The 11845-nt window shown below is 71.3% G+C and carries 10 protein-coding genes; 5 read left to right on the top strand and 5 right to left on the bottom strand.

Annotation, left to right across the window (positions count from 1 at the left end; all coding sequences use genetic code 11):
* Positions 1 to 81 precede the first annotated feature (81 nt).
* Complete coding sequence (locus AB0C73_RS28950) at positions 82 to 2280, bottom strand: transglycosylase domain-containing protein (RefSeq protein ID WP_362535897.1); 2199 nt, start codon at positions 2278 to 2280, stop codon at positions 82 to 84.
* 291 nt (positions 2281 to 2571) lie between these two features.
* On the opposite strand from AB0C73_RS28950, the gene AB0C73_RS28945 reads away from it, so the two are divergent.
* Genes AB0C73_RS28945 through AB0C73_RS28935 form a run of 3 tightly spaced genes read left to right on the top strand, consistent with a single transcriptional unit; the run spans position 2572 to position 6232 of the window.
* On the top strand, positions 2572 to 3096 hold the full coding sequence (locus AB0C73_RS28945) for a PadR family transcriptional regulator (RefSeq protein ID WP_362535895.1): 525 nt from the start codon (positions 2572 to 2574) through the stop codon (positions 3094 to 3096).
* Positions 3093 to 3770: an ABC transporter ATP-binding protein gene (locus AB0C73_RS28940; RefSeq protein WP_362535893.1), complete on the top strand. Its 678-nt coding sequence runs from the start codon at positions 3093 to 3095 to the stop codon at positions 3768 to 3770. Before AB0C73_RS28945 ends, AB0C73_RS28940 begins: the two co-directional genes overlap by 4 nt.
* Positions 3767 to 6232: an FtsX-like permease family protein gene (locus AB0C73_RS28935; protein WP_362535891.1), complete on the top strand. Its 2466-nt coding sequence runs from the start codon at positions 3767 to 3769 to the stop codon at positions 6230 to 6232. The genes AB0C73_RS28940 and AB0C73_RS28935 overlap by 4 nt, the downstream gene beginning before the upstream one ends.
* A 75-nt stretch (positions 6233 to 6307) precedes the next feature.
* Here the strand turns inward: AB0C73_RS28935 and AB0C73_RS28930 are convergent, their stop codons facing one another.
* Positions 6308 to 7258 carry a hydrogen peroxide-inducible genes activator gene (locus tag AB0C73_RS28930; protein ID WP_362535890.1) on the bottom strand — a complete coding sequence of 317 codons (951 nt, stop codon included), beginning with the start codon at positions 7256 to 7258 and terminating at the stop codon, positions 6308 to 6310.
* A gap of 131 nt (positions 7259 to 7389) precedes the next feature.
* Between AB0C73_RS28930 and AB0C73_RS28925 the strand changes: the two genes are divergently transcribed.
* Both AB0C73_RS28925 and AB0C73_RS28920 read left to right on the top strand, forming a co-directional pair.
* Positions 7390 to 7944: a peroxiredoxin gene (locus AB0C73_RS28925; RefSeq protein WP_362535888.1), complete on the top strand. Its 555-nt coding sequence runs from the start codon at positions 7390 to 7392 to the stop codon at positions 7942 to 7944.
* A 2-nt stretch (positions 7945 to 7946) separates the two neighbouring features.
* Complete coding sequence (locus AB0C73_RS28920) at positions 7947 to 8480, top strand: alkyl hydroperoxide reductase (RefSeq protein WP_362535886.1); 534 nt, start codon at positions 7947 to 7949, stop codon at positions 8478 to 8480.
* Between the two features lie 68 nt (positions 8481 to 8548).
* Here the strand turns inward: AB0C73_RS28920 and AB0C73_RS28915 are convergent, their stop codons facing one another.
* The 3 genes from AB0C73_RS28915 to AB0C73_RS28905 form a co-directional block, all read right to left on the bottom strand.
* On the bottom strand, positions 8549 to 9262 hold the full coding sequence (locus AB0C73_RS28915; protein WP_362535884.1) for a hypothetical protein: 714 nt from the start codon (positions 9260 to 9262) through the stop codon (positions 8549 to 8551).
* Positions 9259 to 10710, bottom strand: coding sequence for an AI-2E family transporter (locus AB0C73_RS28910; RefSeq protein ID WP_362535883.1), 1452 nt, complete (start codon positions 10708 to 10710; stop codon positions 9259 to 9261). The genes AB0C73_RS28915 and AB0C73_RS28910 overlap by 4 nt, the downstream gene beginning before the upstream one ends.
* 108 nt (positions 10711 to 10818) lie before the next feature.
* On the bottom strand, positions 10819 to 11517 hold the full coding sequence (locus AB0C73_RS28905; RefSeq protein ID WP_362535881.1) for a transglycosylase SLT domain-containing protein: 699 nt from the start codon (positions 11515 to 11517) through the stop codon (positions 10819 to 10821).
* Between the last annotated feature and the right edge of the window lie 328 nt (positions 11518 to 11845).

Here is an 11845-nt window from a genome sequence, read left to right as displayed (position 1 = left end):
AACCCCGGAGCCGTACCGTACGAAGCGCATACGCGAAAGGCCGGACCCCCGTTTCAGGGGGTCCGGCCTCCTTCGTCTACGTCACTGGCCTCTGGGCCGGGTGTCGACGATGCCCGTGTTGCCGTCCGGCGTGGGCTGGATCGTCGGGTCGATCGTCTTGGTGCCGGTCGGCAGCGGGGGCAGCGGGGGGATCGTCTCGGTCGCCGTCGGCGGCGGCGTGGTGCCGGTCGGGGTGGGCCGCTGCGTCGGGGTGGCGCTCTGCTCGGTGGCCGTCGGGGTCGGCGACGCGGAGTCGCTGGCGCTGTCGGTCGGCGTCGGCAGGCCGGTGTCGCCGCCCGAGGTGCCGTCGGTCTCCAGGTCGAAGGAGGCGCTGGAGCCGCCGCCCAGGGCGCTGGTGGTGTACGCGCCCCAGATCTCGGCCGGGGTCTTGCCGCCGTTGGCGCGGCCCGGGTTGATGGTGTCGGTCAGGGTGACCTGGTTGCCCTTGACGTCCTCGCCGAACAGGCCGACGGCGGTGACGAGTTCGGGGGTGTAGCCGACGAACCAGGCCGAGCGGTTGTTCTCGGACGTGCCGGTCTTGCCGGCCGCCTCGTAGTCGCCGGCGGCCCGGATGCCGGAGCCGGACCGGACGACGCCCTGCATGGCCTTGGTGGTGGTGTCGGCGGCCTCGCGGCTGATGACGCGCTCGCCGATGGACTTCACCGGGTCGACCTTGCGGTCCTTGTGCTCGGCGGACTTCACCAGCGTCGGGGTGACCTTGACGCCGTGGTTGTCGAGGGTCGCGTAGGCCCCGGCCATGTCCACGGTGGAGGCGCCCATGACGCCGAGGGACATCGACGGATTCGCGCCGAAGTCCGCGCCGTCCTTCAGGCCGAGGGCGAGGCCGGTCTGCTTGGCCTTGGCGGGGCCGACGTCCACGATCATCTGGGCGTAGACCGAGTTGATCGAGCTGTTGGTGGCCTTCTGGACGGTGACCGGGCCGTAGTTCTGGCCGTCCTCGTTCTCCGGGGCGAAGGGGATCGGGCTGCCGACGACCTTGCGCTTGCTGGTGCCGTCGTAGATCGTGCCGAGGCCGATCGCACGCCCGTCCTGGGTCACGGCGTGGTTGTCGAGGGCCGAGGCGAGCACGATCGGCTTGTACGTGGAGGCGGGCTGGTAGTCGCGCCGGGTCGCGTTGTTCGTCCAGTGCTCGGTCGCGCCGATGCCGCCGTACATGGCGACGACCGCGCCGGTCTTCGGGTCGACGGAGGTGGCGCCGGCCTGGACGGTGGCGTCCTTCTTGTCGGCCGCGCGGTCGAGCTTGGCCTCCAGCTCCTGGTCGACCGCCTTGACGAGGGACTTCTGCTTCTTCTCGTCGATGTTGAGGGTGATCGTCCAGCCGCCGGCCTTCAGGTCCTCCTCGCTGACGCCCTGGCGCAGCAGCTCCGCGTTCGCCGCCTCGACGATGTAGCCGCTCTGGCCGCTCATGCCCTTGGGGGCCTTGGGCTTCTGCGGGACCGGGAACTTCAGGCCGGCCCGCTTGCCCGCGTCCAGCCAGCCCTCCTCGACCATGTTGTCGAGGACGTAGTTCCAGCGCGCCTCGACGAGCTTGCGGCCCTCGGGTCCGGCGGAGGTCCAGTCGTACTGGCTGGGGGCCTGGAGCACGGAGGCGAGGTAGGCGCCCTGGGCGACGGTGAGCTTGCCGGCGTCGACACCGTAGAAGGCCTGGGCGGCGGCCTGGATGCCGTAGGCGCTGCGGCCGTAGTAGCTGGTGTTGATGTAGCCGGCCAGGATCTCGCTCTTGTCCATGTTCTGGTCGACCTTGAGCGCGATGACGATCTCCTTGAGCTTGCGGCTCGCCGTCTGGTCCTGGCTCAGGTAGTAGTTCTTGACGTACTGCTGGGTGATCGTCGAACCGCCCTGCTTGCCCTTGCCGGTGAGGGTGTTCCAGGCGGCGCGGACGGTGCCCTTGATGTCGACGCCGTTGTCCTTGTAGAAGGTCTTGTTCTCGGCGGCGACGAAGGAGCGCTGGACGTCCAGCGGCACCTTGTCCAGGCCCACGATCTCGCGGTTGATCTTGCCGGTGCGGGCGAGCACCTTGCCGTTCGCGTACTTGTAGACGTTGCTCTGGAGGGTCGCGTCCGCGTTGGCCGTCGGGACCGGGACCATCAGGTAGAGCACGTAGCCGGCGCCCATGACGAGCAGGCAGCCCACGAAGAACGTGCCCAGGAGCTTCTTCCAGGTGAAGAGGCGGCGTATGCGCCCGCGCTCCCCCGCCCGACCCTTGCCTGTTCGGCCCATGTCCTCGTTCGCTCCGCTCGTGCCGCTCGTCGTCCGCCGCCGGTCGTCCGGCGTCGAATCAGCTTGGAAAGCTAACACCGCCCAATACGACATAGGGCGATCGATCCGACTTTTCCGGGCGTGAGAATCAGCACCCACCCCCGACGGAACCGACGCTCCACAGGCGGAGATGGTTGTGTGCCACCGGTCACAGTCTGTGCGTTCGAGGGGTAAAGCCCGGGCACGGGGCGGCCGTTGACGCCCGTCGGAGGCTATACATCATGCGTATACACCCCGTGTAGAGTGACAGCCATGTCCATCGGTCACACCCTTCTCGGACTCCTGGAGTCCGGCCCGCGCCACGGCTACGACCTCAAGCGGGCCTTCGACGAGCGCTTCGGCCACGACCGCCCGCTGCACTACGGGCAGGTCTACTCGACCATGTCCCGCCTCCTGAAGAACGGCCTCGTCGAGGTCGACGGCATCGAGGCCGGCGGCGGCCCCGAGCGCAAGAAGTACGCGATCACCGAGGCCGGCATCACCGATGTCGCCCACTGGCTCGCCACCCCCGAGAAGCCCGAGCCGTACCTCCAGTCCACGCTCTACACCAAGGTCGTCCTCGCGCTGCTCACCGGGCGCGGCGCCGCCGAGATCCTGGACACCCAGCGCGGCGAGCACCTGCGGCTGATGCGCGAGCTCACCCGGCGCAAGAAGGACGGCGACCTCGCCGACCAGCTGATCTGCGACCACGCCCTGTTCCACCTGGAGGCGGACCTGCGCTGGCTGGAGCTGACCGCGGCACGTCTGGACCGGCTCGCCGAGGAGATCCGCCGATGACGGCCCTCCTGACGGCGAGCGGGATCACCAAGACGTACGGGCCGACCTCGGCCCTGGCCGGCGCCGACTTCTCGCTGCGCGCCGGCGAGGTCGTCGCCGTGATGGGCCCCTCCGGCTCCGGCAAGTCGACCCTCCTGCACTGCCTCGCCGGCATCGTCCGCCCGGACGCCGGCACCATCCACTACGACGGGCGCGAGCTGACCGCGATGAGTGACGCGGCGCGCAGCGCCCTGCGCCGCTCCGACTTCGGCTTCGTCTTCCAGTTCGGGCAGCTCGTGCCCGAACTGACCTGCGTCGAGAACGTCGCCCTGCCGCTGCGCCTGAACGGCGAGCGGCGCCGGGCCGCCGAGCAGCGGGCCCGCGACTGGCTGACCCGCCTGGAGGTCGAGGACGTGGCCGGAAAGCGCCCCGGCGAGATCTCCGGGGGCCAGGGCCAGCGGGTCGCGGTGGCCCGCGCGCTCGTCACCGCCCCGCGGGTGATCTTCGCCGACGAGCCGACCGGCGCCCTCGACTCGCTCAACGGCGAGCGGGTCATGTCCCTGCTCACCGACGCCTCCCGGGACACCGGCGCCGCCGTCGTCCTCGTCACCCACGAGGCCCGGGTCGCCGCCTACTCCGACCGCGAGATCGTGGTCCGCGACGGCTCGGTGCGGGACTCGGAGTGGGCGGCATGAGCGGGCGTACGGACCTGGGCGGTACGGGTACGAGCGGCGCCCCTCGTACGGGGAGGGGGGCCGCCCGTACGACCGGAACCGGCACCGCCACCGCCACCAGCCCCCGCACCGCCACCGGCCCCCGCGCCTGGCTGCGCGATCTCGCGCTCGGCGCGCGCTTCGCCGTCACCGGCGGGCGCGGCGGCCGGCTGCGCACGCTCCTCACCGCGACCGGCATCGGCCTCGGCGTCGCCCTGCTCCTGGTCGCCGCGTCGATGCCGAACATGCTGTTCCAGCGCGAGGTGCGGGAGTCGGTGCGGCAGCCCGACGCGAGCTACGAGGTCACCAGGCCCGGCCCGGACACCTTTCTCTACGTCCGCACCGAGACGGTCTACCGCGGCGACTCCGTCACCGGCATGCTGTTCCAGCCCGACGGCCCGAAGGCGGCCCTTCCGCCCGGCGCCGCGCGGATACCCGCGCCCGGCGAGATGCTGGTCTCCCCCGCGCTGCGCGAGCTGCTCGACTCCCCCGAGGGCGCCCTCCTCAAGATGCGGCTGCCCTACAGGATCACCGGCACCGTCGGCGACTCCGGACTGATCGGGCCCGCCGAGCTGCGCTACCTCGCCGGCACGGACACCCTCACGCTCGACAACTACGACGGCCGCGGCCGCACCTACGGCTGGTCGGTTCCCAAGGAACCGATGAACGCGTTCCTGCTGCTGCTCGTCGTCATCGCCTGCGTCGTCCTGCTCCTGCCCGTCCTCGTCTTCATCGCGACCGCCGTCCGCTTCGGCGGCGAAGAGCGCGACCGGCGGCTCGCCGCGCTGCGCCTCGTCGGCGCCGACACGGCCATGACCCGGCGGATCGCGGCCGGCGAGTCGCTGGCCGGGGCGGTGCTCGGCCTCGCCGCCGGTGCCGGATTCTTCGCCGTGGCCCGGCAGCTCGCGGGGACGGTGCGGATCTGGGACGTCAACGCCTTCCCGTCCGACGTGTCCCCGGTGCCGTGGCTCGCCGCGGTGATCGTCGCCGCCGTGCCCGTCGCGGCCGTGGTCGTCAGCCTGTTCGCGCTGCGCGGCGTGGCCATCGAGCCCCTCGGCGTGGTCCGCACGGCCACGCCCCGGCCGCGCCGCCTGGCGTGGCGGCTCGTCGTCCTGCTCGCCGGCGCGGCCGTGCTCGTACCGAGCGTGGACGGGGTGGAGATCACCGGGACCCGTATCGACACCCCGGGCATCGCGATCGGCGCCACGCTCGCCCTCATCGGTCTCACCACCCTGCTGCCCTGGCTGGTGGAGGCCCTGGTCAAACGGCTGCGCGGCGGCCCGGTGGCCTGGCAGCTCGCCACCCGCCGGCTCCAGCTGAGCAGCGGCACCGCCGCCCGTACCGTCAGCGGCATCGTGGTCGCCGCGGCCGGCGCCATCGCCCTGCAGATGCTGTTCCAGGCCATGCAGAACGACTTCCTGCGGCCCACGACCATGGACTCCGCCCGCGCGCAGCTGGAGACCCGGGTCAAGGCGCACTCCGCCGACGACGCCCGGCGGGCGATCGAGGCGCTGTCGAGGACCCCCGGCGTCACCGGCGTCGTCGGCACGATCGACTCGAACGCGTGGCGCCCCGGACCGCTGCGAAAGGGCGAGGACTTCGCCCCGATCACCTCGCTCGCGGTCGGCGACTGCGCCTCCCTCAGGGAGTTCGCCCGCCTGCCGTCCTGCACCGACGGCGACGTGTTCATCGCCCTCGCCCACGGCAAGGAGGGGCCGGACGACGCCTGGGTCGCCCGGACCGCGAAGCCGGGCGCCGAGATCGCCCTGCGCGATCCGCAGACCTACCAGGGCGGTGCGGTGCCGCTGTGGCGGATCCCGGCCTCCGCCCGCACGGTGGACGCGCGCCTGGACCCGCTGGGGCGCGTGCGGTTCGGGGTGATGGCCACCCCGAAGGCGATCGACGCCGGCCGGCTCGACACGCCCGAGGCCGGTGCCATGATCCGCCTCGACCCGGCGGTGCCGGACGCCGAGGAACACGTACGGAACACGGTCGCCGCGCTCGACCCGCTCACCCGGGTCCAGACCGTGCTCGACATGGAGCGCGACGCCCAGTACGCCAGTGTGCGCACCGGCATCCTGGTCGGCGCGACCCTCACCATGCTGCTGGTCTCGGTGTCGCTCCTGGTCACCACCCTGGAACAACTGCGCGAGCGCAAGCGCCTGCTGTCCTCGCTCGTGGCCTTCGGCACCCGCCGCTCCACGCTCGGCCTCTCGGTGCTGTGGCAGACGGCCGTACCGATCGTTCTCGGCCTGGCCCTGGCGGTCGGCGGCGGGCTCGCGCTCGGCGTGGTGCTCCTGCGGATGATCGGCAAGCAGGTGGCGGACTGGTGGGTGTTCCTGCCGGTCGCCGGCGTCGGCGGCGCGCTGATCCTCCTGGTGACCGCGCTCAGCCTGCCCCTGCTGTGGCGCCTGATGCGGGCGGACGGACTGCGTACGGAATGACGGAATGACGGAATGACGGAACAGCGGGAACGGCCCCTGCCAGGGCCTGTCCGGCCCTGATCCGCCGGACAGGCCCTAGGCCTCGGGCAGGATCCGCACCGGGAGGCTCCGCATCGCCTCCCGCAGCGAGCCCGCCAGCTCCACGAACTCGGACTGGCGGGCCGCACCCGCCCGCATCGCGAGCGCGATCCGCCGCGACGGCGCCGGATCGGCGAACGCGCCCGTGAACAGCGCCGCGTTGTGGGCCGTCTCCACCTTCACCGCCGTACGCGGCAGCAGTGTCACGCCGAGCCCGCCGGCCACCAGCTGCACCAGCGTCGAGAGGCCCGCCGCGGTCGTCGTCACCGCCGCCCCCTCCGTACGCCCCGCCTCCCGGCAGATGTCCAGGGCCTGGTCCCGCAGACAGTGCCCCTCGTCCAGGAGCAGCAGATTCAGCTCCCGCAGCGCCTCGCGCGGAATGTCCGCCTGGCCTGCCAGCGGATGCCCCTCGGGCGTCACGAGCACGAAGTCCTCGTCGAACAAGGGCAGTTCCGTCACGCCCGGCACCCCGAGCGGGACCGCGAGCAGCAGCAGGTCGAGCCGCCCGGCGGCGAGACCGTCGAGCAGCGAGGACGTCTGCTCCTCGTGCACCTGCAGATCCAGTTCCGGATACCGGCTGTGCACGAGCCGCAGCACCGTCGGCAGCAGATACGGCGCCACCGTCGGGATCACCCCGAGTCGCAGCACCCCGGTGAACGGCGCCTGCGCCGCCTCCGCCTCCTCCATCAGCTCCCCCACCGCGTCGAGCACCGCCCGCGCCCGCACCGCGAGCCGCTCCCCGGCGGGCGACAGCAGCACCTTCCGCGTCGTACGCTCAAGGAGCTGGACACCGAGTGCCTCTTCGAGAGCCGCAACCGCGCCCGAAAGCGCCGGCTGACTCATCCCGATCGCCGCCGCCGCATCCCGGAAGTGCAACTGCTCGGCGACCGCCGCGAACGCTCTGAGCTGGGAAAGGCTGGGCTGTTTCGCCCGCCGCGCTGGAATCACTGATAACCACCTTCGATCAACACATCCCACTCTAGCTATTTCACTGATCAATGCACCCCGTGCCAGGATGTGAGACGTCCAACCCTCATGGAAGCCCCCAAAAGGGATCCTTCCGACTGCAAGGAGAGCGCGTGCTCACTGTCGGTGACAAGTTCCCCGCCTACGACCTGACCGCCTGCGTGTCGCTGGAGAGCGGCAAGGAGTTCGCGCAGATCGACAACAAGTCCTACGAGGGCAAGTGGCGCGTGGTCTTCTTCTGGCCGAAGGACTTCACCTTCGTCTGCCCGACCGAGATCGCCGCGTTCGGCAAGCTGAACGACGAGTTCGCCGACCGTGACGCGCAGATCCTCGGTGTCTCCGGTGACTCCGAGTTCGTGCACCACGCCTGGCGCAAGGACCACGCCGACCTGCGTGACCTGCCCTTCCCGATGCTCGCCGACTCGAAGCACGAGCTCATGCGCGACTGCGGTGTCGAGGGCGAGGACGGCTTCGCGCAGCGCGCCGTGTTCGTGATCGACCCGAACAACGAGATCCAGTTCGTCATGGTGACCGCCGGCTCCGTCGGCCGTAACCCCAAGGAGGTCCTGCGGGTCCTCGACGCCCTGCAGACCGACGAGCTGTGCCCCTGCAACTGGAACAAGGGCGAGGACACCCTCGACCCGGTCGCGCTGCTGGCCGGTGAGTGAGCATGGCGCTCGATGAGCTGAAGGCCGCCGTACCGGACTTCGCCAAGGACCTGAAGCTGAACCTCGGTTCGGTGATCGGGAACAGCGCCCTGCCGCAGCAGCAGCTGTGGGGCACGGTGCTCGCCTGCGCGATCGCCTCGCGGTCGCCGAAGGTGCTGAAGGAGCTGGAGCCGGAGGCCCAGGCGAACCTGAAGCCCGAGGCGTACCAGGCCGCGAAGTCCGCCGCCGCGATCATGGCGATGAACAACGTCTTCTACCGGACCCGGCACCTGCTGTCGGACCCGGAGTACGGGACGATGCGCGCCGGTCTGCGGATGAACGTCATCGGCAACCCGGGCGTCGAGAAGGTCGACTTCGAGCTGTGGTCGCTCGCCGTGTCCGCGATCAACGGCTGCGGCCAGTGCCTGGACTCGCACGAGCAGGTGCTGCGCAAGGCCGGCGTGGACCGCGAGACCATCCAGGAGGCCGTGAAGATCGCCGCGGTCATCCAGGCGGTCGGCGTGACCCTTGACGCCGAGGCGGTCCTGGCCGAGTAGGGCCGGGCCGTACCTCAGGTACGTACGGAGAAGGGCCCCGGGGTTCGGACGAACCCCGGGGCCCTTCTTCATGCCTGCTTCTTCTTCAGCGCCGTCATCAGCTCCTGCGCGTCCTCGACGAGATAGGTGCGCAGTGCCGCCGGGTCGAGCTTCGGCGGCGGGGGCGGCTGCGTTCCCATGCCGTCCCACTCGATCACGGGGCTGACCCGGAGCCGTAGCTCCGTCTGCCCGTCCAGGACGTCCAGGACCGTGACGCCGTCGCCGCCTCCGTCGGTGACGAAGGCGGTGTCGCCGATCCCGTCGATCCGGTCGCCGCCGCCCTCGTACGGATCGTGCATCCGGGCCTCGAACTCGGGGCGCGGCTCGGTGACCCGGTGCAGGGTGTAGGTGACCTCGATGTCGTAGGGCACCTTCTTGCCGGTCAGGTTCACCGTGCAGTTGGCCCGGTAGAGGCCCGGCTCGTCGAGCGCGTCGGGGTTGGTGGTCTCCCCCCGGCGCCCGAGGACGGACGTGAGGCCGTGGAAGGTGCCGGCCTTGCACGGGTCGACCGCGCGGTAGCCGCGCAGGTCGGGGCCGTCGCTCGCGGTGTGGCGGTCGTACGCGAAGAGTCCGCCGCCCCACACCGCCGAGGCGGCCACCACGCCGCCGAGCGCCCACAGCCAGGGGCGGCGGGGCCGGGCCGGAGGCGCCGTCTGAGCGGGCGGGGGCGGGGGCGGCGGATACGCGGGCGCGCCGGGTTCGGGGAACGCCGGGCCGCCGACGAGTTCGGGTTCGGAGATCACGCGACTCCCCCGGTGGTGGTGTGCCGGTCGAGGGAGCCGGGCGCGGGCTTCGGCGCGACCTCGTAGGCGGTGGCGCCGCGCGGCTCGGGCGCGGCCTTGAGGGCCTGTTCGCCGGTGTACGCGCGGAGGTAGCCGACGACGGTGTTGGCGACGGCGACCAGGGGGACGGCGACGACGGCGCCGCCGATGCCCGCGGTGAGACCGCCGGCGGCGACCGCGAGGACGACGGCGAGGGGGTGGACGCGGACGGCCCGGCCGAGGATGAAGGGCTGGAGCACGTGGCCTTCGATCTGCTGCACGGCGAGGACGACGATGAGCACCATCAGGGCGGTGAAGAAGCCGTTGGTGACGAGGGCGACGACGCAGGCGAGGGCGCCGGAGATGACGGCGCCGACGAGCGGGATGAAGGCGAAGAGGAAGATGAAGACGGCGAGCGGCACGGCCATCGGCACTTCGAGGATCCACAGTCCGAGGCCGATGAAGACGGCGTCGATGAGGGCGACGAGGACGGTGCCGCGGACGTAGGCCGTGAGGGTGCGCCAGGCGCGCGGTCCGGCGCCGGCGACTCCGGGCCGGGCCTGGGCGGGCACCAGTTTGAGGACCCACTCCCAGACCTTCTTCCCGTCGTGGAGCAGGAAGAGGGTGGAGAACATGGCGAGCAGGATGCCGGTCATCGCCTCGACGACCACCGTGACGCCCTGGAGTCCGGCGGAGGTGATCTGTTCGGCGTTGGTGCCGATGGTGTCGCTGAGGTTCTTGGCGATGTCGTTGATCTGCTGTTCGGTGACGTGGAAGGGGCTGTTGAGGAGCCCGTGCTTGAGTTCCTCGATGCCGTCCTTGACGCGGTCGGACAGGCTGTCGATGTTGTCCATCACCTGCCAGACGACGAACCAGCCGACCAGCCCCATGATCACGAAGCCGGACACGGCGGTCACGGCGGTGGCGAGGCCGCGGGGCAGGCCCTTGCGGCGCAGCAGGGCGACGGTGGGCTGGAGCAGTGCGGTGATGAGGAGGGCGGCGACGAAGGCGAGGACGACCAGCTGGACGGAGCTGATCACCTTCATCAGGACCCAGACGGTGCCGGCGAGGACGAGGAGCCGCCAGCCGGCCTCGGCGGCCACGCGCATGCCCCAGGGGATGGCGGCGACGGGGTCCGGGCGGGCGGCGACGGCGGGCGCGTAGGACGGCGGGGCGGGTACGGAGGCGGATGCGGCGGCCGGGTCGGTGGCCGGGGCCGGCTCACGGACCGGCACGGGCTCGGGGGCCGAGGCCGAGGTCGGGATCGGCTCGGGGGCCGGCGCCGGGGCCTGGGCCGGGTCCGGGGCAGCGGTGAGGACCGGCGCTCCCAGGGGGTCGCGCTCGGCCTGCGCCCGGCGTTCGTCCAGGCGTTCGCCCATGCGGCTGAGGCCCGCTCCGGCGCGGTGCAGCCATCCTGGCAGTCTCGACATGCTCTTCCCTCTCCCCCTCCGGGTCCACGAACCTACACCCACGCACGCGTGAAGCCCCTCACCGAAAGGACGGCGAGGGGCTTCACGGGGTTGAGTGGAGCGCAGCTCCTAGTACCAGCGGTTGGCCTGCCAGAAGGACCAGGCGCCGCAGGGGCTGCCGTAGCGGCCGTTCATGTAGCTGAGGCCCCACTTGATCTGGGTGGCCGGGTTGGTCTGCCAGTCGGCGCCGGCCGAGGACATCTTCGAGCCGGGCAGGGCCTGGACGAGGCCGTACGCACCCGAGGAGGCGTTGGTGGCGCGGTAGTTCCAGCCGGACTCGTGGTCCACGATGTTGCTGAAGCACTGGAACTGGTCCGACGGCATCATCTGGCGCGCCATCGCCTTGACCTCGGCGACGGTGTACGAGCTCTGCGCGGCGAAGCTGGTGGCGTCGCGGACGGCGGACCGGCTGGCGCGCTCGGCCTCCTCCTTCTCCTTGCGCTCCTGCTCGGCCTTGTCGGCGGCCTTCTTCTTGGCCTCGGCGTCCTTGGCGGCCTGGATGCGGGCGGCTTCCTCGGCGGACTTGCGCGCGAGGGAGTCGGCGGCGGCGGCCTGGACATCGGCCTGCTCGGAGAGCGAGGTGACCTGTACCTGGGCCTGCGAGCCCGCGGGGATGTCAGCGAGCAGCGTCGTGTCGGCCGCGGTGGCCTCGAAGTTGTCGTCCGAAGCCTGGGCAGCGTTCCCCGAGGCAACGCCGACGACGGCGCCGACGGTGGTGACCGCGGTGGCCGAGGCCACTGCGAATCCCCGGACCGAGATCCGGCTCACACGGTTTCCTTCCACAATCACCCGCAGAGGTGACCAAGCGGGCGAAATCGTTCCCCTGACGCTGGTCTCCGTACTGCTGGGTCACAGAAGACACGGGCCCGTGGTGCTGTGGGCGGCATACGGCGAACGAGTGTTGAGTTGTGTGGTGCTGCACCGCTGGGGGTGCACGTGTGCCGTATGCGGGGCCTGACGGAAGCAAGACTCTGCCGGACGGCAACACCGCAAGGCAATTCCGCGTTGCGTGTGAAAGCTCACACCTGGGTGGACGCACGGGATTTGGCGGATACGGCAGACAGCACGGCGCCGCCCGGCTAGGCTCTCGGGCTTT

It is taken from the genome of Streptomyces sp. NPDC048623 (genome assembly GCF_040650755.1).
Classification (GTDB): domain Bacteria; phylum Actinomycetota; class Actinomycetes; order Streptomycetales; family Streptomycetaceae; genus Streptomyces.
This window is presented reverse-complemented; position numbering and strand designations above follow the sequence as displayed.